Raw genomic sequence first — 23,880 nt, 5'->3', positions numbered from 1 at the left:
TACTCCCGGAAGAATTCCTAAGAGCAACATAGCGAAAATGGCGATTGTCGCCCAAAATAACACTGTAATCATAACTACCCCCTAAACAGTTGCTGTAAGAAACTCGTTTAGCCGTTCCTCGAAGTTAAGCGCCTGTTTGTCGGCAGGCATCTTCATCTTGCGTTTTATTACCTTAAATGAAGGAATGTGTTTGGGGTAGTTGATCATTGGCGTTCTCAAATGATACATGCGAGCGCCCATCATCATGACCGCTTGCCCCATATCCATGGCTCTCAATTGATCCGGTGTTACCCTGAACTCCTCAACTTCGCGCCAGCTTTCACCCATGCCGCCGCCATCGGACATGCTGGATTGTGGGGTGGTTCTCAAATACTGCGCACTCTCTCCCTGGTTAGCCGAGACTGAGACAGTACGTTGAAAACGCTTGGTTTTACCTAGTATTTCTGCGGCCTCTTCAGGGCTGTCTTTCGCACCGAACTTGAAGAATATTTTGTTCCAAGTGTTCTGTATCACGATGTCTGCAAAGTCTGGCGAGACTCGATTAAGCTGGCTGAAGGACTGGAAGGCTGGAATCAGTGCGATATTGGCCGATCGCGCCTGCTCGAAGAGACGCCCTACCCCTTCCATTACGTAAGCACCCATTTCATCCAGAAGTGCGATGAAATGCTCTGGCCTTTCGCCCTTGGGTAAATCCTGAATGTAGGCAACAGCAGAGCGAATGTCCGAGACGATCATTTTCCCTAGGTTGAGGGCTGCGGTGTCCTTTCCCATCGTCGGAAGCGAGACATAAAGCATGTGGCCCTTACGAATAATCTCGGTAAGCACGATTTCCGGGGCATAAACGTTGAAGACCTTTCCAAACTTACCCTGGGCGAACAGTGCAATCCGGCCTGCCATCCCGCCCAGCGTTTGCTTCATGCGGTTGAGGTCGATTTTTGTCCCTTCCTTGGTACGGGTACGGAACTGATCGAGGAAGATCGATAGCGCCCTCTTCTCAGGCCCTTGAGGAGTCATTCTCTCCAAGTTTTCAAGGGCTCTATCGGACTGCAATAGAATTGATAGATCTCCGAAGTGATATAACTGACCGGAGGCTTGCAGAGCGGCAATGATGACAGTGAGTGCATGATTGGCGGATTGCCTGTAGTGATCGGCGCCTGGATTGTTCTCCGCAGAAGGAATGAGGTTCATCAGCCGCGATGCCACCTCATCAGGATCGCCGTGGAGAACAGGGTTATAGGTATTGGCGTTATCGGGGTCTGACACGTCGATAATGTAGAGTTCATCTTCGCGGCCTGTCACCTTGGCCATGTACGCTAGGTGATCCCGAGTGTCCCGATCGATCTTGGCGTCAATGAATAGCCATCCGCGCCCACGCGCAGTTTGCTGCCAGAGGATATATTCACCAAGAGTAGTCTTACCCACACCAGACTGACCCACGATCGCAGTGTGTCGCTGCCCGAGGATGTCGGGCATGTTGATTCGAGTATTTTTGTCGGTGGTCAGGCCGATATGTAAGGAAGGCCCCTTATCATCTACTGGCTCGTCTGAAGGCAGCACGAAGCCCTCTCGGGAATCCTCGTCGTACTGGCGCAGCTTGGCCATAGCCTGGCTCCATGTGAGCTGCGCCATCCCCAGCGAACCCAGGACGCCAGCAGGCCATGCTGGGAAGGTGCCGACAGCCCAAGGTGTAGCGGCCGCAACGCCGGCTGCAATGGCGGTAAGTGCCAGCGCATCCATTCTGCCGGCTATCATGGGCAATCCTCCAGCGTCACGCTATCAGCACGGAACATCCCGGCTGCCCATGCAGAGGGGGCGATGTAGCTACGGCTGTCGGGCAGCGGTGCCTGATGGCAGCGAATCATCAAAGATGAGCTGTCGTCCAGAGGATGAAGGCTTATGAGATGTCCTGGGTAGGACGCGAAGACTAGAACTCCGATATAGCCTTGGGGCAAATCTTCTGGTGGATTGCCTCCAAGGTTCAGCGACCAGGCATTGAGCCAATCTAGCTGGCTGGTCACCATAAGCGACTTGCTAAGTAGCGCGCCAGCATCATGACCGCCGTAAAGCTGATGCGCGGGTTCATTGGCGCCTTCCTGAGCATTGGCAAACAAAGGCATGGTTGTTGCCACCATGATCAGCGCAGCCTTGAAAAGAGTTTGCATTATTTGTTGTTCCTATCAAAGAAGCCACTGGGCAAACGATCCCTGCCACCAGCCCCACTAACGCTCGGTAGCATGTTGTTGGGTAGCGATCTTCCTCCTGGAACAAGCGAGTCAAGAAAGGAATGCCACATGCTATATTGAAATTGCTCGGTATATGCATTGCCTGAAGTAGTCACGAACGTAATCCTGCCGGTATAGACAATACTTCCATGAGGTGTAATGGCACCCTCCTTATTGCGGTGGCCATACGTATGGTAGGCGGGTGTGCCAGGGGGCACTGTGGTCGGACTTGAGCCGTCACCCCAGTCGACAACTGCTTTTTCAACTCTTCTAACGTTCTGTCCACCGTTCTCAAAGGACGTATAAGTGAGCGATACATCTAGCTGGGTTTCTAGGCCTACATACCCATTATTGGGCGTGAACATGAAAGGCCTCTGCCCCGCGTTCTGCACAACTTCCTCTGAACCGGCTGCACCCGATGCCAGCGCTTCAGCTTGGGCAGTGATTCGGTCTACTGGGCTCCCGAAGGAGCCAGTAGATGCCAATACCATCACCACACAAGTAGCTTGAATTAAAGCTATCTTGCCCATGTCTGGTTGAACTCCGATTGTGCTTTTTCCGACAACGTTTCCACGTACTCCGAGAAATCCATATCGCCGAGATCAAGTGCAAGGAACTCGTCAATAGTGAACCCGGTGCAGTCTGGCTTGTACTGACGATCGTAAGTTGTGGAGGCCTTTGTCACACAGCTACCCAAAACCTTTAGCATGCACGGCTCGTATTTCTTTTCTGAGTAGGTGTACCAAGGCTTAGCTGTAAGATTGACTTCAATTGAAGCTCTAAACTCACATTCCTCAACGGAACATCCACCAGTGAGAGTCACTGGTGGACTGTTGCTGACATAGTTATTCAAATTAGTAATGTCATTTTGGATGTTGACTTCATTCCACGCCGCATTGTCATAGCATTCATATGATGAACCGATACACATGCGCAGCCCTCTGGAAGGGGATTCTGAACCTAGAGGGTTTGTATATGCCTCGAAGTGAACATTGTTATGCGCCCAAGAAAACTCGCCCCAGCCATCATTAGGAAAATTGATTGGCCACTTCATATCTAAGGGAATGCGCATCTGACCACCAGCGCCAGCTTTCCAAGCGTGAACTTTGTATTCACAGCTGCCATCTTCAAAACACCCACCTTCTACAACCGAATATCGGTTGATCGCACGGGTGTGATGATCCTCTGCTGCTAAGCGATGGGTTTCCCAGCCTGGGCTAAAGCCATAAACAGGGTGATCAGGCGGTGCCCCGCATGACGATTCAGAGCAGACCGCTGCATAAATGTCTGGGCTTGAAGGGCAATCGTATCCAGATAACATCGAATTGGTAAAGCCTTCATCGGTAGAGCATTCCTCTTTCCACTGCCAGAACCGCACTCGATTGCTGTTGGCATTTAGCTCGTTCGACCATCCTCCGGCAGAATTGTAAAAAGGAAACTCAATGCGCTTGGTAACAGCTCCACCTGCGTTTTGCGAAGCCAACTCGGCAAGCTGTTCTCGACCCTGTTCTTGAATTATTCTGGCAAGCATCGAGTCAAACTCGCACCAGCGTTGGTATCTATCCACCTGAGTTTGGGTGTTCGCAATCGACCATGGCCTTGTCCAATGTGCGCATATTTGCTTCGCGTAGGACATGTCACCTTTCGCAGGCGCGTTGTAAATATAATTTGCGAACGTGCATAGCGTATTATTGGTGGGAACAAAGCCGGGTGTAACTTGGACGGCTCGTTTCGCCATGCGAGCAGCAGCAAGCTCTACATCTTCGAGGTCACAGTAGTCAGCACCGATTCCTGTAGCCATAGAGATAAATGAGCTGGTCAAAACGACATCTTCTGGGTCTTCCTGACAGCATTGCATGTGCTCAATAGCATTTAGAATGTCTGCCGAAGCAGTGCCAGCCAAGACAGCTCCAAGCGGTCCTCCAAAATACGTTGCCAAAACGGTTGATACGGTTGCGTTAAATTCCATCATGCGGCGGAAATCGCTTGTAATCGCTTTGCACTCGCGCTCCATGCCAGAAAAGATCCGCATGTTTTCATCTAACCCACCCTCGGCAGCGATCATGTCCATGACACCTGCCGCTGCAATAGCGTCTGAGAAGGCGCCTTCATCATCGCTAACTTCAGGCATAATTTCGTAGGAACTAGGATCGCATTTCCCATCTTCGCGACATGTATATGTCTGTTCCTGCCGAACGCATAAACCGTCTTGCTTTCTGGTGCAGTCGTAGCTCGTTATGTTGCAGTTCGGGTCGTTATTGCAACGTGGTGTCTCGCCGATGTAACAGCGCTTAGTTACTTTCTGGCCGACAATATTTCCAGAAGCATCTTTTATATCTGTCCTGCTTATATCTGGGCCACAGCCATACGAAGTGTCGGCACTACATGTAGACTCGCTCTTTTGCCATTCTTCGATCCAACTGTCAGGAAGAATGCGTGAATATTGCGAATAGGTCGCTGGATATGTTTCTCCAAACGTGTTTACCAACTTCCAGTCATCATCGTTCTGTAGTGCTTCGAGATTGCAAGTGTGGCTATATGGATCGCCGTAACATCTATAAGTAACGGCATATTCCCAGCACTCTCGTCGGACTGTTTTACCCATTATCGTTCTGGGGGCAGAATCAATACATGTCTCTCCGACCTTGTAGCACTCTTGGTAGTCGCTTAAAGCCCCAAAGGTAACCTGGGGTATTATTAGGTAGATTAATAAAGCTACTAAATGAATATATTTCATAGTTTATAACTCAGGCCGTCTGCTTTCTAAACCAGTACATTCATCGATCACTCTATCTGTGAATTCGATTCTCATTGGTATAGGGAAGCTATTTGAACCTGCATAGCTTATGTTCTTGCAAGGGTTTTCAAAGTAAGCTGTGACATTGCAGGTAGTGCCATTACAGTTCTGCTCGTAAGCTACTCGAAAACATTTACTACCGCTAAAGTCCTCTATAACAGTTGTTTTAGGTACAGTAGTGTTCAAGCCGCCACTGACAACATTTGAGTGAGGGCCTGTATGACGTGAACCATCTGACTTCTTTACCGTGTCATAGACAACTCGGTAGCCTTGGTCTTGGCAGTAAAAGTTATATCTGAGGTAATCGACGCAGCTAGGGCAGGGGTCGCTCGTTATAGTTAAAAGGTGATCGCCATTATTACATGTCGGTATTTTTATTCCCGTCACCTCAAGTTTTCTAGCGCAGCTAAACTCTGCGGAGTCTCTTCTTACCTCACACTCCCGAGATTCAGGCTCACAAGTAACGAGTCTTGTTGGTATATCGACCACGCAGGAATCGGTTGTGATTTTATCCGGCTTGCATTCTCCACCAGCATTGATGTCAAGAAAATCAATTGTCCTTGGGTCGTTGGGGTCACATGAAACTGGAATATCACCTTCACTGAAAAGTTGGTTTATTTGATTGCCGAGACACTTTGAACGATCATCAGCAAAGTTGCTGCCACGTTCAAAAGTAGGGTTGTCGCGAACATCACTAATTGTATTTGACGGGTGATTGGGATCTTGATTGACTCTATCATTCCCTTTCTGACGCATATCGTTGCCGCCCCATGCATCCCCGTGAAGTTGGTGCATAGTCATGGTGCAAGACGATGAAGAACATTCAGCCTCGACTCGATATGCTCCGTACAGGTTGCCTCCGCTGAAGGCGGCTTCTCCCCCGGTCGGTATTTCTCTTGTGACCGTGTAGCGGTCCTCGCTACACCGTATCCCCTGAGTTAGTGCGTCACATACGGACACACTGATCCGCTCAAGCTCACCATTGTCGCTTTGTTCACACTCTTCGACCAAAACTCGAATGCCGCCTGCAGTGAGGCGAGCCCCGTCGCGGCATCTAAAGTTTCGCTGCTGTTTCTGTTTAACTTGAAGCCCCACCTCCCCTCCAAGCTCACCAGAGGTTTTCGTATCCTCAAGACCCAGGCTCGATGTAGCTGATCGGAAGGCGTTGTTTGGGTTGAAATCCCTGGCCCAGGCTCCCCCAGCATTCATTCCAGCTTGGTTAGGGGTGGCCATCGCCACGTCGCTCAAGGGCACGAGGGCCGCAAAAGCGGCCCCCATGGCAAACAGTTTTAAGCAAGAGCCCTTCGGCATGTCACTCCTCCCAGAGATGATCAATATTCTGTCCCGCGGGACCAACGGCCGGCCCCATTGGCGTGTCGTAAACTTCGCGATCAGTGCCTTGATAGCGCTCACGGAGTCGTTGTGCGTTGCGCTCAGCTAGCTCGTCGCTCATCGACTCCCACTGTGCTGACGCAACGCCTCCCTGCTCAGGAGCGCTTTCGGCGCCCTCGCCCTTGAGCGCATTGATGTAGACCTCGGCATTGCCGGCACCGCCTTTGTTGAATTGCTCTAAGGCATATAGGGCAGTTACTGACCCTTCAGCCTTCCAGTAATTGTCTGGGTTGCCCTTAGGGCATCCCTGGTACTCGAGCTGCTGACCATCGATTTCGCCTATTTGGCGCTTGGCGGTCTGACACACGCCCATGGGATCTTCCTTGGCAAGGACAATCGTGGGTACGGTCTCGATCTCGTAGGTATCGAACAGTCGCGGGTCGATCTGGATCGGTGCTGTCATGCCTCCCGGGCGTAGTACCTTCAGCAAGCGCTCCATGGTGAAGTCACGGAGCGTTATACCCGGCTCCACTCCGCGCAGAACCAGCTCGCCTCCTGCTCTGGCTGCATCAAGTGCATAGCCACGAATCAAGCTTTCGGGCATTGAAAATGAGATGAAGAAATACAGTCGATCCTGTTCACCTAGGTCTAACGAATCCCTCAGTGCTTGCCATTCAGCGGCCATTTCAGGGTCTGCGATCCCCCCGGTCTGACCTTGGGCCCGGACGTTTCCTAGCATCTCAGAGCCGGCTGCTTGGCCTGCGGTTGATCCGCTTGTGTTCGCGCCCATCGCCTCCAGGATTGCCTCAGGGCTCTTCTGGCCAGCGAATAGGCCACTAGGTGCCTGTGACCCTTGAAGAGCAGAGAAAGCGTCTTGAGCGGCTTGTACGGGTGTTTGTTGGCTTAACGCCGATGTGCTGAATAGCGTCAAAGTAATAGCGGTCAGAGTGCGCAGCATTGCTTACCTACCCAGATCAAGAATGCGGAATCAGTACGAACAGCGGTGTTGGCGGGAGGCAGCATCCCCCAGCGGAACTCGGACATTCCAAGAACAGCAGTTTGGTTGCTGGCAACAGGGGCCACCGGGTCAATACGGTATTGGCTGCGAATCATGTTCGGCAGGTAAACGGATTGGCATTCAGCCCAAGGGCCGGTCGTTGATAACAGGCCCGCCATGCGTGTCTTACGCTGCATGTACTTGCCAAGGACGTGGAGATTCCCACCTTGGGGGGAGCTGTGAGTGGTGCTTGAGCCAGTGAGGGGATACACGACGCCCTGAGAGCCCTGACACCAGAACATCATGTCTAGGGGGCGACCCGCTGCAGAAGCTACGGCGTCAGGGATGCACGAGAGAGCACCAACTGGATTGGCGAAGAGAGCTGACTCTGGAAATGCGATGGATGTCCAAGTGTCATCCTGCCAAGTGGCGTCGACCTCAGTGAGGTCTGCAAGGTTAAATCCGGAGGTATTCATGCACCCCAGCGAACTCATCATGTTGAGTACACTGAACAGAGGGTAGATATACCAGTGGATTTGCATCCTGGTAACGCTGCTATCTCCACGTCCCGAGCCATACGTTTGGTTAGAAGTCAGGGAGTCGTATCCGGTTAGTACCTGCGTGCCACCGAGCGTCGACATACAGCCAGGTGTTCGCGCCACTTCAGCGAGGAACGTTGGTTCCCAGAACGTCATGCCGATCCCTGGCATGTCGATGCCATAGGGCCCAGGACACAAACAGATTGAGTCCATGTGCATAAGGGAAGGATTAGACCCACCCCCCATGGAAATTCCAGCTACCGTTACCGGAAACATGTTGTTCCAGTTCGCGTCGTTGATGGGATTGAAAATCTCTCCCCGACATGCGGCAGAACCCGATAACGGGGATGCGCTATAGGCGCTCCCCGTTGTGAGAGCTGCAACAGTCAGAACAGAGAGTAGTAACCTCTTCATGGCAGGTGTTCCTCCAGGGTGGTGACATCGTAGGGATAGGCGAAATGGGTCACTTCGATTACGTCAGGATGACTGTCCCGAACGCCAGCTAAAGAGGGGGTATGCGTAATGCCCAGCCGATCGAAATGCCATTCCTCTGCGAAGTACACGGCTTGGCCAAGATCAGACGCCAAACTACCTGGGTCTCCTGCTGTGACGATTACTGTTAGGTTGGCTGGGTGTCGGGCCTTTAACGTCATGGCCAGTTCACGCTGATCATCGGCTCGAAGATCAACAACGAGGAGCCAGTTCTCTGGCTGTATGTGCTTGAGGGGGTTGACCTTGGTGCCGGCCTCATAGATGACTCCCCACTGGTATGTACCATCGGATTGCCGCTTCAAGGCTTCGATGTCTTCACCTAGCGTATAGGACGGATCTACGAAGTGAGTTTCGGTATGCTCGGCAATCGGGACGAACCAATCGGGGATGTCTCTCGTATGATTTTGAGCTTGCCCTGCTAGGTGCTCATTTACGGAGTCCCAGTCGACACCATGCGCCTCTGCCACGATCGCCAGCCGCATGTCGGGCTCTACGATTTCCCAAGTAGGGCCAAGTACACCTAGGTCCTGATCAGAGGCAAGTGCGGTAGTGGATAAAGCAGCTCCTAAGAGTGCTACCGATAACGCTGCAATTTTACTATACTGTACTACGGTTTCCATGTTTAAGGCGTTCCAATCTGCGGTATACGCTGCGCTCGGTCATGTTCGCTGCAGCTGCGATCTCAGCGGGCGAAAGGCCTTCGCAGTGAAGGGCCAACAAGTTTTCATGAGACAGCTCAGTTCGAGCTGAGCGTTTGGGTAGGTCGATGAGGTGCGCTGAAGCCATCGAAGTGGTCTCAACGAAAGCCTCAGGGTCAATGTCGATTTCGTCGTTGAACTCTTCAGTGAAACCAGGGATCTGTTCAGCCATCAGATCAAACTGCTCAGCCCTGGGTTCGCTATCAGCCTGACCGGCTTTATGAACGGTCACTGGTAGGATGGTATGGCGGCGCCATGTGCTGACCGCGAGGAAAGCCGCCTCACCAGCATATTTCATGATCGCATCATGGGAATACGAAGGGTCATATTCCTTAGAAAACCAGGCAACGTATATTTCCTGCTTCATGTCCTCCTGCCATTGCCTGGGGATATGCAAACGGGCTGCCGTCCAACCAACAAGTCGCTGCATTTCAGAAGGCGGGTGACTTGCCAAATATTCATAGAGGTTAGTCATGCGTGACGCACTCCTGAACGACCTGATCAACACGCTCGAGAGGCATGGCTGCGAAATCAAGATCAGCATTCCGACAACCCGTGGGCGTGCTGAACGCAGCAAGACCGACAGTGACTTGGCTCGACATATTGCTACTCTGCGAGACGATTACGGCATGACTCTGGCCAAGATCGCAGAGCACCTGACGGGGAAACTTGGATGCTCTATTTCCGTGGCATCCATTCATACCTGGACAGGGGGAGCGGTCCCTCGAAAGGTCGGATATGACAAAGTGCTCAATGCTCTTAATGAAATCATGTCCGAGCACGTCGCTATCGAAGGCGGTGCTTGGGTCGATTCCAAAGAGATCAAAGCTACTGTAGAGCGCTGGATGGAAGTAATGACCCCACGCCAGATAGCCGTGGCTGCTGACGAGGCTGTTACCTCTGTGCGCAGTTGGGCTACAGGCAATCACCGTGTTCTGCGTACCAAGTGGAGACGTGTTGTTCCCCAGGTAGAACAGATGTGTGAGATCATCCAAGCGCAGCATATCGAGACCTAGTACCCTTATGCCTGGTGCTGCTCACGCTGATGGCTTTGTGCCTCAGCGTGAGATTCGGTTTCAGCTTCACCAGCTGAGGGGATAGTTCCTGTGCCTCGTTCCTGTTGTTTTGCTTCCAGTTTTTTCTTTCGTTCCTCCTCTCTCAAGAACCGCTTGAATTCACGGTCTCTATCCATGACATTCGTGAGCATTAGGTCCACGAGATCGTTATTTGCAACTTTCTCGCCGAATGTCTGCTGATAAAGTTCTTTGTACAGTTCAAGGCGGCCAAGCGTTGACTCCGGCAACTGCAGCGGAAAGTGTTTTTTGGGATCGTGTTCAATACGGCCGATGAGCATTGCTTACTCCTGGGTTAAGATGTAGCGATGCAATCTTGCCGCTGAGCGTGCGGCGCTGGATAGGCAATAAGTATTAGAATTTGTTATCCGGTATAGTTCTATTTGACTAGATGACATGCTGACGTCATATGGGGAGAAAAACTTGGATCAGGGAAAAAATGATAAAGACCTACAGAAGGTCATCGACGCAGGAATCCGTAAAGGGGGTTCAGGCCCTAAGGATGGACAGAGGGGAAAGCCCAAAGGACCAAGAACTGACTACCTGCAAATCGAGCCCGAAACGCCTGGCTATAAGTTGGTTCAGGTTATCTTCGAGAGAGCTGTTGGCGAAGGGCTGGCTTCCACAGACCTAGCCGACCACCTTGGCATTGCGCCGAGCACTCTAAGCCACTTGAAAACTGGACGTAGGCTTGCCAGTAGCCTGGGCCGGGATGTGATTGAAAAGTTTGCAGAGTTTCTGAACTATCCGGTGCTTGCGGTTTTGATCCTGGCCGAGCAGGTACATCTGTCTGACTTTTACTCGCCCCGAAATGATCTGGATCGTGCCATTGATCGGGCACTCCAGTTTATGGCTGACGATCCAGAGTGGGGAGGGATGATGCCCAAGGACCTTGAAGGCGCCTCAACGCATATGAAGTTATGGAGTGTGTGGATGTATGAACGCGCTACAAAGACCCGCCTTATTACGGGTGGGGTAGATTACCTGGACCTGCTCAAGAGCATGGATGAATTCAGGGGGGAATATCCCAGTCAGGAATAGGGTCTTCCCTTTCCAAGAAAATGATGCAGTTGCCGTGGCAGTGGTGAGCGTAGCTTTGAAACCGCGGTGACTAGGCATGCCTTAGGCCAGGGACAGGGAACATCCCCCGAACTACCCTGATTTGATTATAAGTCCGTGAATCGTTCGAGTTATACGGCGCGGTCGCTCCGGCTATCTTCGCCCATCTCAATAAAAGATAGTTTACGAGCATCTCTGGAATTGCATATAAACGACTAATTTTAGGCGGTATTCTGTGTTAGCGCGTATCTATTTTAGAAGGTTTTTCTACAACTTTTTGAATGGTTTTATGTGCGGCCTGGTGTGCTTTCTTGTTGTGTTCACCGTTGCAGTTATTCGTTGAGTCAACGAGAGCACATGAGCCGCTACGCGGCTGAATAAGAGCCAGGCCACGACACGCCTAGATTTGCTATAGTTAAAGCCGGAAAAACGCCCCAAGTCACTTCGTTTTGTTAGAGCAAGCAGGACTGCTGTGGGAGAGCAAGCGATCTTTCTTCTGCTGTCCACGAAAAGCACATGGGCCGCTTCGCGGCCTATCACGAGGCAAGCCTCGAAACGCCTAATATTTGCGATTTCTAATTCCTTAAACCGCCCCGATTCAACTTCGTTCTAGCCCGCTATTGTCTCCTCATGCTCACGCATCGAAGGCGCCAGCATAGAGCGCGGTGGCGTGGCCTTCCCACACCCCGACAAGGACGTTTTCACCGTTGCTGCTCACGCATCGAAGGCGCCAGCATAGAGCGCGGTGGCGTGGCCTTCCCACACCCCGACAAGGACGTTTTCACCGTTGTTGCTCACGCACCGAAGGCGCCAGCTTGGTCAGCAATGGCGCGCTTGGGATCTCATATATAAGGGAATACATATTGTATTAGGAGGTGCTTTCATGGAGGTTGATTCCCGTATGGGGTATTACCTCTCCCCCACCCTCTCATACCTACCAGCGCGGTCATTTAGTAACTGTCATCCATCCCCCGTACAAGGATACCCAAAGGGTGGTTGCCCATGGGTATAGCTCTCCGTAGGAAGGAGTAACGCGCATAGCGAGTACACATATAATGGGTGAGATGCATCATGGTGCGTTCACCATTACGGTGAACATCTAAGCCCGCTTGAGGCCAGTTCAGCGTCTCAAAAACGGCTTGTAGAGTGACACTCCCAGCCATAGAGGAATCAGTTGGTGCGCAAAAAAAAGAGCGTCTAGCTGTCCTCTTTGCCGCCATGTTGGCCTAGCTCTGGTCGATAGTGACGTGCAGTACCAATGGCCTTATTGATGCGCTTCAAATGGTCGATGAAGCGTGCCCTACGTTCGATCAGCACGAGAGCTTCTGCTATCAGTTCCCGTGCCTCTTGAGGTACAGATTTCGCTCTTGCTGCTACCCCTGGTCGCTGTATTCTCACAGCATGCCAGGTTGATGGAGAATGCCGGCTATGCTGTTGTCGGTTGACCCATTTACGCCATACCGGGTGAGGGCAACCGAGGCATCCATAACCACACCGACTAACATCTAAAAGTACCGCACCATGGGTGCGTGGTTGGGCTTCTCTGATGCGTTCAACGATGTCCAGTAGCTGCCTTGTGTACTCCCCCATAATTGCATCTATATCTGCCGTCAGTGCGCCGACCATTAGCTCGGCCTCGTGAGCTAGTACCTCTCTATCAACTGTACGGCGTGAGCGACGTTGATTAGTGCTTTCAACCAGTAGTTCATCGTCGTCTTGGTGGGCTTCATGCATAACGGTTCCTATCGTCTCCTATCAATCTTAAAGGATATTTTCTGTGTGCTTTAAAGGTGGTGAGCGGGTACGTCTGGCAGGTGTTAAATTGAACGCCTTCCTTGGCGAGGGATTGTCTTGTTCGGTAGCTTTTGATGTGATCGTACTTGTGCCCTTGCCCCGCCCAAGGGGTGCCCGGCCTACCTCTCGGCGCGGCTAGCGTGGGTGCTCGTTGAGGAACACGCGGCACTCTTGTATTGAGGTGCGGGCAGCCTCGGGTAGCGTTACTTTGTAGCGCTTCGCTGCAGACTCAGCAGCAGCTATCATTCTCGCGGTCGGTGCCTGGATCTGCATGTACTTGTCGATGAATGTTTTACACTCCCTGAAGGAGGTCAGCTCTCCATTCAATGTCACCTCATTCTCATCCGCTAAGCGCATCGCCAAGGCCTTCATCTTGTCAGTGGGTGGCGGTGTTTGCTGCATTACTTCGTCCAGAAATGAGCGACACAGCTCGAAGCTCTTTTCGATGCCTTCTGGTAGCGTGAGACTGCGAGCTGCAGCTAGCTTTCGTGCAGCAGAAACCATGTTCTCTGTGGGGCCATTGGCCGTTGCCAAAACAGCCTCGGGTGCATTGTCCATGATGTCGATTGCCTCTTTGATACGGGTGGTGATGAAGTCGCGTTGAGCGGTTATAAAAGTGTCACGGGCATGCTTTGCCGCTGTGTCGTTGGGTGCATTCTGGATCGCATCGAGCTGGCGCTCCCAGGCGGCTGTCACACGCACATCGGAGAGTTCGGAGGGGGTGTTATCGATGAATGCGCGGCCTCGCGGGGTGGAGACAATAAGCAGCTGTTTGCCCTTACGCTTGGTGGTTATGTATTCACGATCAAACAACGTCTGCAAAACGGTATCCCGAGTGGCTGGAGTGCCTATCCCTTCAGCTTTTCGGAGTGCTTCTGCATCTTCACCATCGACGTGCCGGCCTGCATTGAGCATTGCGCTCAGTAAGTCGTGCAGCGTGAAGTGTTTGGGCGGCTGTGTGCGTGCCTCATGAAGCCTTACTGCCTCGACGGGAGTGTTAGCGCCGGTTACCAGTGGCGGCAGGTCTTTCTGCTCTTTGTGGTCCTCGAAAGCAGTCATCCAGCCGGGGTCAATGATGCGTTTGAAGGTGCCAGCAAACAGCGCTGGCTGTCGCTCAATCACGTCCTCAACATCTATGCTGGCGCGGACACTCAGGGACTCGACGGTAGCGGCTGGTAGGAGGGCCTGGATGAATTGTTTTGCGCAGGCCAGATAAACCTTTTGCTCGGCCTCAGTGCGTTCTGACAGGTTCGGTGTCTTGCGCGTTGGGATGATCCCGTGGTGGTTCATGGGCTTGTCGGTAAAACAGCGTGGACGTGGCGCCTCGGCACCCTCCATGCAATGCCGGCGTCCAGCTTGCCGAGCTGGCGTCATGAGCGTGTCATCAGCCTTTGCTGCGCCCCCCAAAATGGCCAACAGATCGGTCCGGTTATAGAGGCTTGCGGGCAATTCGCCATGCTCTGTTCGGGGGTAGGTCAGGTAACCATCGCTTCGCATTGAATCGGCTGCTTTCAGCGTCTGTGTGGCCGTGAGGCCGTACTTTTTTGACATGTCTCGCTGAAGCGCTGTGAGGCTGTATGGCAGCGGTGGATGTTTGGCTGTTTGCTTTGTCTCGGCCTCCAGAATGGCGGCGTTATCGACGGTCTCTAAGCGCTTGGTGAAGGCCAACATGGCTGCCCTGTCCAGGAACATTGGCTTGCCTTCATCCTGCAGTTGGATGCTGCTGGCGCCAGCTATTGGGGTGGCTGGAGAATAGGTCAGCTCGCCCCCGCCCAGGGTAATCTTTGCCTGGTAGTGATCGACTGGAATAAAGGCTTCGATTGTGCGATCGCGGGTAACAACTAGCCCAAGGGTGGCGGACTGTACGCGGCCGGCCGACACGAGCCCAGCCTTGCCCTTGCCTTTGGCTAAATCGCTACCCATAAGGCCCATGCGTGCGGTTGCCGTGTATGCACGGACAAGGTACTGCCAGAAGCCATCCGCGTTGGCGCGGGCCTGCTGAGCCCGCCAGAAAGATATGGTTTCTCCGGCGTTCCTGAGGCGCTTGGCCGCGGCCTGAACATCGGCCGCTTCCATAGAGCCGGTCAGCCACATCCGCTTCACCGAACCGCGGTACTTAGCGTATTGCAGGATCTCGTACCCGATGGCTTCGCCTTCGCGGTCTGGATCGGTGGCCAACCATACTTCTGTTGCTTGAGAGAGTTCTTTTTTAAGGTTTCCCAGGTATTTCTTACCGCGGTCGGTAGGCGTCTGAGGAAAGGCGGTAGGTAGGGGCAGAAGACTGCGGGGATCGCGCCAATTGGCCTCTGGGCTCACCTCGGAAGGCTCAACAGGCGCCAGCAAATGCCCAGCGGCCCAAACTAAGGTAAGTGTGATGCCATTCCAGGTGCCGGTGTAGGCGTTGCCGCTGCGCGTAAGACCTAAAGCAGGGGCTATTTTGTCGGCCTGGTCGGAGTGTTTCTCACACAGAATGAGTGCTCGTGATGTCATCCTGAAGGTCGTCCTTCGGTAGAGGAAAGTAAGCGGAATAAGCACCGCTCAGAAGCAACCGACAATACGATGTCTTTCATCTCTAAAGTGTGTTGTATTCTTAAAAAATGTCGTCTAGTATAGTAACACATAGTAAGCAGAAACAGCTTAACAACCCATCGCCGAACGAATTAAGCGGATTGCGTCCGCTATCTCCTCTCTCCCCTGACACGGCTTCGGGGATGCGCATTAGCCGTCTGGTCGTCTCGGTAACGGGGCTACCGGAGAGCCCTCTGAGTTAGCCCTGATCCGGCTTCTCTCTCACTCTCAACTCAGAGGGCTCCCCAGTAGCAGATCCAGAGTTTGAAGTCGGGCGCGGCCCGGGCGTGCTGACAATCCACGCTCCCCAGTAAGAGCCTGTTTCCCTGTACCTCACCCGGCCTCCCCAGCCGGGTTTTTTTTATTTGCGAGGGCGATCCATGGACAACCTTGAGGAATTGATCGGCGTGATCAGTGCCGTTCGTTTCGTAGGTGATGAGAGATTTCAGATCCTGACTGTGCGCGATGCTCAGGAACAGGAGGTAACGCTGGTGGCTGTATGTCAGCCGCTCAACGAGGGGGAGTCTGTGCAGGCCCGCGGCACTTGGGGCACGCATCCTAAGTTCGGCAAGCAGTTCAAAGCCGATCGGCTCATCACGCAAATACCTCAGGAGTCCAAAGCGCTGGGTGCATACCTTGCGAGTGGCAAGGTGGCCGGCATTGGCCCCAAGTTCGCTGCGCGGTTGGTCGCCCATTTCGGTGATGGGCTGCGCGACGTACTCGGTGACGAAAAGGCCTTACGGGCTGTGTCAGGCATCGGTAAGAAGAAGGCAGTGGGGATAGCGGCGAGCTGGAATGAGTACCAAGAAGCGCGTGATGCATTGATCTTCCTGCAGGGGCATGGTCTGGGCGCTTCACGTGCAATGTCGGTCTTTCGCCAGTTGGGCCAGGAGACCATTGCGAAAGTATCCGCCAACCCCTACCGCACCTTATTGAAGACTCGAGGTATAGGGTTTCGTATAGCCGATACTATGGCTCAATCTCTTGGCTGCGAGTTGACCCACCGCGATCGACTCATTGCGGGGCTTCGCCATGTCGTTGATGCACGATCAGCCTCGGGGCATACCCTGGCAACCTCGGATGAATTGGCCTCGGAAGGCGCGCAGCTCCTCGGGGTCGACGTGGCACGCATGGCCTCGGTTGTTGAACTGCTGCTGGCGCATGAAAAACTTATAAGTGTTGAGGGCGGGCTAGTTGGCCTGCCTTCGCTGGTGGAAGCCGAGAGAACCATCGCCACCGCGTTGCTAACGCGTGCGGTGCATTGGAATGGCTGCAACCAAGTGCGTGTTGATGGCGAGCTGTCGGATGGCCGGGTGCTCAGTGATGAGCAGCGCCAAGCATTGGAGACCTGCCTTGCGTATGGGGTGGCTGTGCTTACGGGTGGGCCGGGGGTGGGGAAAACCACGGTGACTGAGGTGCTGGCGCAGACACTGGATGATGCTGGCCTTGAGCTGGCGCTGTGTGCGCCAACTGGCCGTGCCTCTCGGCGAATGTCGGAGGCAACCGGGAGGCCGGCGTCTACTATTCATCGTCTCCTGGGCGCTGGCGCCAGCGGCTTTGAGTTTAATGCTAGCAACCCGATCGAAGCGGATGTAGTGATCATTGATGAAGCATCGATGGTCGATGTGCCGTTGTTTCTGGCTCTGGTGGTGGCGCTGCCTGACCACTGACGACTGTTCATCATCGGTGATCAGGATCAATTGGCCTCGGTTGGGCCGGGAAACATTCTTCGCGATGTGATCGCTTCGGGTGCTATCCCAGTGGCACGTCTTCAACAGATCCGGCGACAGGGGCCAGGCTCGCAAATTACTGTCCAGGCGCACGCCGTCAACCAGGGCAATACTCCTCAATCGGTGCCAGATAGCGACTTTGAGATTGTCGAAGTGCCGGAAGGCGGTGACCCCGAGCTGATGTGTCGTGTGGCATTGCGGGTGGCCACTGAAGACATGCTGGCGCGTGGCTTCGATCCTCTTTATGAGGTGCAGGTGTTGACACCCATGCACGGTGGTCCGGTCGGAACCCGTGCTCTCAATGAAGCGTTTCGAAGCTATCACGTCCCGGGCGATCGGGGCTCGGTGACGATCCATGGGCGCCAATGGGCGCCAATGGGCGCCAGGAGACAAGATCGTGCAGACCGAGAATGACTACAACCGTGATGTCTTTAATGGTGATCTCGGCTATGTAGTGTCGGCAGACGCTGAAGACAAAACCGTGCTGGCGCGGTTTGAGGATAGAGAAGTGCTGTTCACCAGTGACGCGCTCGGCAAGCTGCAACTGGCCTATGCAATGACCGGCCACAAGGCGCAAGGGTCCGAATTCCCGGCCGTGGTCATTCCTCTAGTGCGATCGCACTGGCACATGCTTGAGCGACAGTGGCTTTATACAAGCCTCACTCGTGGAAAGCGCCGTGTCGTACTGGTTGGCCACCCTTCTGCTATCAAGCGAGCCGTCAACCATGTCACCGGCCAGCGCCGGCTCACCTCACTACCGATTTGGTTGCGCCAGCCAGCCCTAACAGTATCACCAACCCATAAAGGAGAGAGCTATGGCCAAACGAGCGCTTGAAGTCGCACAACAGAAGAGACGTGTTCCCCAGGATCGCGGCGAGCCAAATACCGCCTGCATTCAAGGCTGGCTAAACCGCAACTCCCAACCCGGGAACGCAGAGGCGACTTTGACCGGAGGTGTGGCATGAGCGGCTTCATCGCCATTCTCTGGGTCGGCGCTCTCGCGTATGCCGTCTTCCTCGCTGTGTTGCTCATTCTCGGACGGGGCAATCTCAAAGATCGTCGCTTTCTAACTCACTGGATGGTCGCTTGGTCGGCGCTGCTGGCGCTGACGATCGGTATACGAATGGCTGCGGCGGAGCCTGACCAGCCGCCTCCCTCTGCGCCGCAGTTGGGAACGCCGATGGCCGTGGTCACCTCGGCAGGCGGTGAATCCGAACCGGAGACGGACTAGAAAAGCTGTTTACCCCTGCCCTCTTGGTGAGGGGGCTAGGGAGAGTCGGCAGTGTGTGAGCTTTGTGGAGAGTCAACGTAATGGGCAATCAGTCACCGACAACACGCTTCATTGAGATGGTGCCACCTTTGCTGGTGCTTGCCGGCGCGATCGCGCTGCTGCAGGTGCATGCGATTCAGTTTTGGACGGAGTTTGTAGGTCCAATGGGCTGGGCCTAGGCTGTTCTCCTAGAAGTCGTTGCATTGTGGCTCTGGTATCAGCGCCAGCTGGCGCGGCGAATGCTGGCCATGGTCGCCAGCGTGCTTACGCTTACCGGCCCCATCTATATGGTTTGTGAGCCTCTGGTAGAGGAATGGCTGTCGGCATCTCACGTCGACGCTGGCCGGGAGCTGCAGCTCGAGCGGCTGGCCCTAGAGGCCTCGCGTCTTGAGGAGAGCATCGATACTTTCTGGGCAAATAGTGAGGCCCGGGCGGGCTGGCTCGAACCCATACAGGTAGCACAGGCTCGTCTCGCCGAGGTCGACAACCAATTGGCAACTCTCGTGGCGGCGCCCCCCTGCCGAGTGCTCGACCTGGCGCCAGCAGGCCTTGATCGGGATGCAAGCGGTGGCGCTGCTGATCTTCCAGCTGGCCGCGGTGCTCGCTATCACATCTCTATCCAAACTGCGCCAGCAAGCAATCGCCGAGGGTGTCACCCCGCGCCCTACCTCCTCTGGTGACAGGTTGCACGAGGAACCGCCCGAAATTGGGCAGAACTTGGTTGTAGCAGGTGCGCTACACACCGAGGCCGGTACATGCAACCTCGAACCGGAGCTGGGTGTGCCCAGTATGAGTGAAGCGAATAATGACAGTGAGCTGGGAAAGGGAGGGTTCGCGTATGCCGATATTGTCGTACTTCGTGATGCCCTGGAGCAACTGCTCAAGGACAGAGAAATGACACAGGCAGAGTTTTGTTGTGAACACGATTTCTCGCCAAGGGATCTTTCGCTGCTGCGCCGACATGAGGCGCGCTGTGCAGCGGGAGAGCGGACGATCTCCATCACAGCCTTAGATCGGCTGGCCGAGCTTCTTCGGCGCCAGACAGCCAGCTGTGCTGCAACGTAGGGGGTAGACATGGGCTCTGCACTCCATGAAACGAACAAGCAGGATTTGCTCGCAGGCAACGCGCTTGTGAGTGAACTTCATGATTACCAGCGTCATCGTGCCGTTATTGAGCAGGATCTGCGGCGTGTTGGCATCACTGATACCACCCCTCTTGAATTGGCCGATCGCATCATTGCCGATGCGATGCACTCAGCCTATGCCTGCATGCTCAGCGCCCACAAGCTGACTCATGCCGGTATTGCCAAGGGGAGCGAACACAATCACAGGAGACAAAGCGATGGCGAAACCTAGTCATTGCAAGGGCGAGCTGGTAGCACTCTCTAGCGGTGGGGCGACCCATTACCAGTGCAGCGGGCTATATCGAGCACTTGTTGACTTCAACCTGGGCGAGCTTGCCGAACAGTATTGCCTGCAGGCCCCTTATCGCGAAGCGACACTAGATAGTCTCAATAAGGGCATCGTAACCATTGACGACATTAATGCGATGGAGGCTTCCGGTGCCTATGCGCATCGGGACATCTCGGATCTAGGCTTTGGCCAATACTTGATTCATCGCTGCTACTTACAACTTGTGATGATCAATGAAGTTCACTGTGGTGCCGGCTTTTCTCCCAACCTTGTGCGGGAATCAGCCAATGCTCGTGCACAGACGCTGAGCCAGCTTTCGGGTGGCCATGCATGAATGCCATCGCCCCGCCCCCAATTCACATTGATATGCCAGATAGCACTATGACCGAGCGAGCCTCATGCCCAGTCTGTGCCTGTCAGGACAGCCGAGACTATCTGAAAAGAAACACCGACTGGTTTCATGCGCACTGGCTGGTGTGCCAGCGGTGTGGTTACCAGACCACCACACATTCTTCCTACGAAGCGGCCGAACGTGACTGGGACAAGGCTTCACTCGGTCGACAAGCAGAAGAGGCAGGGCTGCTTGTACCGGCCATTCAGGTCTTTTCGATGCGTGACTTGGAGCTGTTGGAGTCGCTTCAGAAGGAAGCCTCAGAGGGGGATTGTGGGCGTACCTATCTTGTCTCCCGCGACTCACTGGTGCGGTGGAAAGAGATCGCCCGCCTGGGTCGTGACGAAGTAGACGAAACATTGCAACCAGCAGTCGCGTCTGTCGAGCGGGAAATAGCTGACTTACTTCAGGCTCAGTGTGACGAGGACTGATGTCACCGCGCTGTTGCAAAGAGTGACCAATGCATATTCATTTGCGGGTTCGAAAATAGGCTACCTAGCGAGACATGTAAGCCTTCAAGGGTGCCTCGACCAGCGAGTAAGTCTTACCCGCACCGGCGCAGGCCTCAAGTCGGAGCTAGTTTGTTTGAGTACCGGTAGGAACTGGCAGACCTTTACCAGCCATACAGTTGCGCCATGCTGACCCTGCAGACGAACCATCAAGATATGTTGACTCAGCAACTGGGATTAGTTGAATAATAGAATGCTGTGAAGTAGCGATATCATACTGACTGATATCGATTTCATCGAAAGGAACAGATTTTAGGGTGATCATTCCACCATTTTGCTCACGCAAAGGCTGTGAAGTTATGACAACTTCATTAGAGCATTCTTGTGCCCCATCAAAGAACTCGCCCAATGTTGGTGAGTCTGCATAAGTGTTCGCTGATACTAACAAGCTGAATAGGGCTATAAGTCCGATTTTATGCATTCAAAGACCGTTACTGTATGTCAGAACTAATTTATTACGGCTGAATATCAGGAAACTTTAATACTATTCTCTTCGCCGCGCCCATGCGGTATGACGCTATGCATAGACAAAACAACGCATAAGTGAGGCTACTACAAATGAATCACCCAGGTTTCGTAGAGACCTCCAGGCCTTATACCTAAGTCATCTAGGAGGAACCATGAGCCATCCTCGTTGAACTGAAGAATTTAAAATCGAAGCCGTCAATCAAGTGGTAGAGTGCGGCCATCGTTTTGCCGAGGTCGATGAGCATTTAGAAGTGTCAGGCCACAGCTTGTACTATTTGATCAAGCGTTACGATAAGCCGGTAGATCAGCGGCAAGAAGATGATTAGCTCCAAGCTTAGAACCGTTGTAAGAAGGCTGAATCCAATCGTGTATCAGAAGAGCGAGAATATAATATAAAAGGCTACCGTCGGCATGACGCTCAGGACTTCTCCATAGAGTCCCACGGGGGGCACGCGTTTATTCAAAAGCATACGAGACAATATCCGATATGGCGCTTGTGCCGCATGAGAGCCGTTCACCCTAGCGGCTCATACCCCAGACTGGCTATTGAGGACGTCCTAGCGAACGCACTCGGGCAGAGAGGTAGGAGCAGGCTCGAATGTAACCAGCATAGCGGTGTCGAGGTTGATCGCTAGGTTCATGGAATGCCTTAAAGTCGTGATACTGATGGCCTTTGTAATAGAGTACAGTGCACACTTTATAATTAAGGCGCACACTTTTTATTAGTTACTATTGAGCTGACTTACCGAACTGCGGAAGCTTAAAAGCCAAGTGTTTATCGTGGATGGGTTTTAATGCCTAAATATTTCCAAGCATTGCAGATGTGTGCATTGCACATTAAACTATTTGCAGCACCTATTAAAATAGATGCCAAATGGTGAACCTCATGGCATCAACCGTGCAGATCGAGACGATCAAATAGGACCCTGAGATCCAGCGTCTGATTCGCGACAATGAGTTCGTTGCTGAGTTGGAGCCTTGGTCTGCCATAGATATTCACCAAGCAGTCGATTTGCTAGTGGAAATCGACCTTGACTTATGAGAGTCCACGCTGTGTGGCGCACTACACTCCCCTGGTCTTGCAGAAGCGCATACACAGAAGAGTGCCAAGTGTCGCGCTAGGCGCTGCTGGGGCTTTGAGGCGTAGTCTTCACCTGAATGCGCTTTAAGGCGCCATACATGAAAGAGCGTTGCTGGTAGGCACAGTGGCGATATATAGAGAGATATTAATGAGCACTTCAGAGAAACCGACGAATGAAGCTCTCCGACAGCTGATGGAGCGGCATGGCTTGAACCAGAGTCATGTGGCCACCTTGACTGGGTATAGCGTGGAGACGGTGAAGGGCTGGTTCGCCTCGCCTGATTCTACCCGCTACCGCGCAGTGCGTAAGCCGGTGTTGGAATCGGTGCGCCGCGCTATAGAGCTAGGAGAGCACTACACTCTGGAGGGAGTGAAGATTCCCAGGGTGAAGTAGTAAGAGCAACACCAAGCCAAGGAAATATATTGATTATGTTGATAACAAGAGTGGCAGTGTTGGTTCTTGCAGGAATAATGTCATCTACCACGCTCGCAGATGACCTTGGGACAAAAGAGCCACAGCCAGGCCTTTTCGACGGCATGGCCGAAGACATGCAACGCCGTCTTGACGAAAACCACGCCGCTAGGCAGGCAAATGGCAACAACCCCGGCCCAAATGTGGATGCCCAGCCAGGCCTCTTCGACGGGATGGCCGACGACGTGCAGCAAAGTCTTAATGAAAACCACGCCGCTAGGCAGACTAATGTCGAATAAGAGGAAAAGAGGAAAAGAGGAAAAGAGGAAAAGAGGAAATAGCTCATAAAATGTCTACTTCGTTGCAAAGATGCTCCCGCTTTAGGTGTGTTGATCGTGTTATCAATCTTAGGCGCCATCATCGGCATTTCTGTGGGCCTCAACGTGGTTTGGAGAATGCCATGAACATTTTTCCTGGGCTGCTGGCTGCAATTGTGATAATAATTTTACTCCAACACCATAACCGCTAGTACATGCCAAATGATTTTACGAACCGATGCAACGCAACATATTGCAGAAAAGCCATTCAGTCTGAAAGTTTATAAATTTTTATCACAGGCACTATGTTGAAGTTTGCTTGAGCAAATATAAAAATATAGAAAGGAAAGCCTTTTGAAATTATACCACTACACGTCAGTGCTTCAGGCCTGTGACATTTTTCATTCTGGTTTATCTTATGGTGTATATCGAATGGAGCTAGGTAATGACCTTGCTCCTGTAGTCTGGTTAACCACGAGCCCAAGTTGGAAGAATCATGGACTGCCAGAGGGAAGTTTAATAACGGGTAAGGGTGATTTAGATTTAGTCCGTCAACGTGAGGGTGTATCTAGTAAAACGTTATACTCAATGGATAAAACAAAGATCAGAATAGACCTAGATGATACTTATCTTCAAACGCTAGACATAAGTGCATACCGCGGTACCGACCGACAAGATTGGAGTGGTAATCCCCCCATTTTCAGAGGGTTTCAAAAGT

The 23,880-nt window shown here is 53.0% G+C and carries 26 protein-coding genes and 2 pseudogenes; 16 read left to right on the top strand and 12 right to left on the bottom strand.

The window, feature by feature from the left end:
- Positions 1 to 81 precede the first annotated feature (81 nt).
- The 8 genes from ELY38_RS08460 to ELY38_RS08425 form a co-directional block, all read right to left on the bottom strand.
- Entirely contained in the window at positions 82 to 1,752 is a 1,671-nt protein-coding gene (locus ELY38_RS08460) for a type IV secretory system conjugative DNA transfer family protein (RefSeq protein WP_101146467.1), read from the bottom strand.
- A complete protein-coding gene (locus ELY38_RS08455; RefSeq protein ID WP_035561844.1) occupies positions 1,749 to 2,162 on the bottom strand; it encodes a hypothetical protein in 414 nt (137 codons plus the stop codon). Before ELY38_RS08455 ends, ELY38_RS08460 begins: the two co-directional genes overlap by 4 nt.
- 577 nt (positions 2,163 to 2,739) lie before the next feature.
- Entirely contained in the window at positions 2,740 to 4,827 is a 2,088-nt protein-coding gene (locus tag ELY38_RS08450; RefSeq protein ID WP_185858946.1) for a conjugal transfer protein TraN, read from the bottom strand.
- A 135-nt stretch (positions 4,828 to 4,962) separates the two neighbouring features.
- Positions 4,963 to 6,330: a hypothetical protein gene (locus tag ELY38_RS08445; RefSeq protein ID WP_127061352.1), complete on the bottom strand. Its 1,368-nt coding sequence runs from the start codon at positions 6,328 to 6,330 to the stop codon at positions 4,963 to 4,965.
- Between the two features lies 1 nt (position 6,331).
- On the bottom strand, positions 6,332 to 7,309 hold the full coding sequence (locus ELY38_RS08440) for a type-F conjugative transfer system pilin assembly protein TrbC (protein WP_113270621.1): 978 nt from the start codon (positions 7,307 to 7,309) through the stop codon (positions 6,332 to 6,334).
- Positions 7,294 to 8,163 carry a TraU family protein gene (locus ELY38_RS08435; protein ID WP_246009098.1) on the bottom strand — a complete coding sequence of 290 codons (870 nt, stop codon included), beginning with the start codon at positions 8,161 to 8,163 and terminating at the stop codon, positions 7,294 to 7,296. Before ELY38_RS08435 ends, ELY38_RS08440 begins: the two co-directional genes overlap by 16 nt.
- Before the next feature lie 134 nt (positions 8,164 to 8,297).
- Entirely contained in the window at positions 8,298 to 8,999 is a 702-nt protein-coding gene (locus ELY38_RS08430; protein ID WP_127061349.1) for a hypothetical protein, read from the bottom strand.
- Positions 8,977 to 9,552 carry a helix-turn-helix domain-containing protein gene (locus ELY38_RS08425; RefSeq protein WP_035561861.1) on the bottom strand — a complete coding sequence of 192 codons (576 nt, stop codon included), beginning with the start codon at positions 9,550 to 9,552 and terminating at the stop codon, positions 8,977 to 8,979. The genes ELY38_RS08430 and ELY38_RS08425 overlap by 23 nt, the downstream gene beginning before the upstream one ends.
- Here ELY38_RS08425 and ELY38_RS08420 point away from each other — a divergent pair.
- Positions 9,551 to 10,093 (top strand): hypothetical protein, encoded by a 543-nt coding sequence (locus ELY38_RS08420; RefSeq protein ID WP_035561865.1) that lies wholly within the window; start codon positions 9,551 to 9,553, stop codon positions 10,091 to 10,093. The two genes, ELY38_RS08425 and ELY38_RS08420, sit on opposite strands and share 2 nt — an antisense overlap.
- A gap of 5 nt (positions 10,094 to 10,098) precedes the next feature.
- On the opposite strand, the gene ELY38_RS08415 is transcribed toward ELY38_RS08420, so the two are convergent.
- A complete protein-coding gene (locus ELY38_RS08415) occupies positions 10,099 to 10,431 on the bottom strand; it encodes a DUF2274 domain-containing protein (protein ID WP_113270617.1) in 333 nt (110 codons plus the stop codon).
- A 142-nt stretch (positions 10,432 to 10,573) separates the two neighbouring features.
- On the opposite strand from ELY38_RS08415, the gene ELY38_RS08410 reads away from it, so the two are divergent.
- Positions 10,574 to 11,191: a helix-turn-helix domain-containing protein gene (locus tag ELY38_RS08410; RefSeq protein ID WP_127061347.1), complete on the top strand. Its 618-nt coding sequence runs from the start codon at positions 10,574 to 10,576 to the stop codon at positions 11,189 to 11,191.
- Between the two features lie 1,215 nt (positions 11,192 to 12,406).
- Here the strand turns inward: ELY38_RS08410 and ELY38_RS08405 are convergent.
- Both ELY38_RS08405 and ELY38_RS08400 read right to left on the bottom strand, forming a co-directional pair.
- The gene (locus tag ELY38_RS08405; RefSeq protein ID WP_035561874.1) at positions 12,407 to 12,943 is read right to left on the bottom strand and encodes a hypothetical protein; all 537 of its coding nucleotides are present in this window, start codon (positions 12,941 to 12,943) and stop codon (positions 12,407 to 12,409) included.
- A 195-nt stretch (positions 12,944 to 13,138) separates the two neighbouring features.
- Positions 13,139 to 15,493 carry a DNA topoisomerase gene (locus ELY38_RS08400; RefSeq protein ID WP_127061345.1) on the bottom strand — a complete coding sequence of 785 codons (2,355 nt, stop codon included), beginning with the start codon at positions 15,491 to 15,493 and terminating at the stop codon, positions 13,139 to 13,141.
- Between the two features lie 458 nt (positions 15,494 to 15,951).
- Between ELY38_RS08400 and ELY38_RS08395 the strand changes: the two are divergent.
- From ELY38_RS08395 to ELY38_RS08355, 10 genes and pseudogenes are all read left to right on the top strand, one after another.
- Positions 15,952 to 17,715, top strand: a pseudogene (locus tag ELY38_RS08395) (AAA family ATPase).
- Complete coding sequence (locus tag ELY38_RS08385; protein ID WP_176304209.1) at positions 17,699 to 18,136, top strand: ATP-dependent DNA helicase; 438 nt, start codon at positions 17,699 to 17,701, stop codon at positions 18,134 to 18,136. Before ELY38_RS08395 ends, ELY38_RS08385 begins: the two are co-directional and overlap by 17 nt.
- Positions 18,117 to 18,266, top strand: a complete 150-nt coding sequence (locus ELY38_RS19040; RefSeq protein WP_185858945.1) for a hypothetical protein — start codon at positions 18,117 to 18,119, stop codon at positions 18,264 to 18,266. The genes ELY38_RS08385 and ELY38_RS19040 overlap by 20 nt, the downstream gene beginning before the upstream one ends.
- A complete protein-coding gene (locus ELY38_RS08380; protein WP_127061340.1) occupies positions 18,263 to 18,532 on the top strand; it encodes a hypothetical protein in 270 nt (89 codons plus the stop codon). Before ELY38_RS19040 ends, ELY38_RS08380 begins: the two co-directional genes overlap by 4 nt.
- Positions 18,533 to 18,612: 80 nt before the next feature.
- Positions 18,613 to 18,750 (top strand): hypothetical protein, encoded by a 138-nt coding sequence (locus ELY38_RS19035; protein ID WP_185858944.1) that lies wholly within the window; start codon positions 18,613 to 18,615, stop codon positions 18,748 to 18,750.
- A 60-nt stretch (positions 18,751 to 18,810) separates the two neighbouring features.
- Positions 18,811 to 19,251, top strand: a complete 441-nt coding sequence (locus ELY38_RS08375; RefSeq protein WP_113270610.1) for a hypothetical protein — start codon at positions 18,811 to 18,813, stop codon at positions 19,249 to 19,251.
- A 4-nt stretch (positions 19,252 to 19,255) separates the two neighbouring features.
- Entirely contained in the window at positions 19,256 to 19,636 is a 381-nt protein-coding gene (locus ELY38_RS08370; protein WP_113270609.1) for a hypothetical protein, read from the top strand.
- 9 nt (positions 19,637 to 19,645) lie between these two features.
- Positions 19,646 to 19,927 carry a hypothetical protein gene (locus ELY38_RS08365; protein ID WP_127061337.1) on the top strand — a complete coding sequence of 94 codons (282 nt, stop codon included), beginning with the start codon at positions 19,646 to 19,648 and terminating at the stop codon, positions 19,925 to 19,927.
- Positions 19,914 to 20,318 carry a hypothetical protein gene (locus ELY38_RS08360; protein ID WP_127061335.1) on the top strand — a complete coding sequence of 135 codons (405 nt, stop codon included), beginning with the start codon at positions 19,914 to 19,916 and terminating at the stop codon, positions 20,316 to 20,318. The genes ELY38_RS08365 and ELY38_RS08360 overlap by 14 nt, the downstream gene beginning before the upstream one ends.
- Positions 20,315 to 20,806, top strand: coding sequence for a hypothetical protein (locus ELY38_RS08355; protein ID WP_127061333.1), 492 nt, complete (start codon positions 20,315 to 20,317; stop codon positions 20,804 to 20,806). Before ELY38_RS08360 ends, ELY38_RS08355 begins: the two co-directional genes overlap by 4 nt.
- Before the next feature lie 145 nt (positions 20,807 to 20,951).
- Here ELY38_RS08355 and ELY38_RS08350 read toward each other — a convergent pair whose 3' ends face one another.
- Complete coding sequence (locus ELY38_RS08350) at positions 20,952 to 21,305, bottom strand: hypothetical protein (protein WP_127061331.1); 354 nt, start codon at positions 21,303 to 21,305, stop codon at positions 20,952 to 20,954.
- Positions 21,306 to 21,534: 229 nt separating this feature from the next.
- On the opposite strand from ELY38_RS08350, the pseudogene ELY38_RS19645 reads away from it, so the two are divergent.
- From ELY38_RS19645 to ELY38_RS19170, 4 genes and pseudogenes are all read left to right on the top strand, one after another.
- Positions 21,535 to 21,678, top strand: a pseudogene (locus tag ELY38_RS19645) (IS3 family transposase); the annotation flags it as partial.
- A gap of 903 nt (positions 21,679 to 22,581) precedes the next feature.
- On the top strand, positions 22,582 to 22,827 hold the full coding sequence (locus tag ELY38_RS08345; RefSeq protein WP_113270605.1) for a hypothetical protein: 246 nt from the start codon (positions 22,582 to 22,584) through the stop codon (positions 22,825 to 22,827).
- 77 nt (positions 22,828 to 22,904) lie between these two features.
- On the top strand, positions 22,905 to 23,144 hold the full coding sequence (locus ELY38_RS08340) for a hypothetical protein (RefSeq protein WP_127061329.1): 240 nt from the start codon (positions 22,905 to 22,907) through the stop codon (positions 23,142 to 23,144).
- A 372-nt stretch (positions 23,145 to 23,516) separates the two neighbouring features.
- A partial coding sequence (locus ELY38_RS19170) for a hypothetical protein (RefSeq protein WP_222845124.1) occupies positions 23,517 to 23,880 on the top strand: 364 nt, incomplete at its 3' end.

It is taken from the genome of Vreelandella nanhaiensis, from assembly GCF_003990185.1.
In the GTDB taxonomy this organism is placed as follows: domain Bacteria; phylum Pseudomonadota; class Gammaproteobacteria; order Pseudomonadales; family Halomonadaceae; genus Vreelandella; species Vreelandella nanhaiensis.
This window is presented reverse-complemented; position numbering and strand designations above follow the sequence as displayed.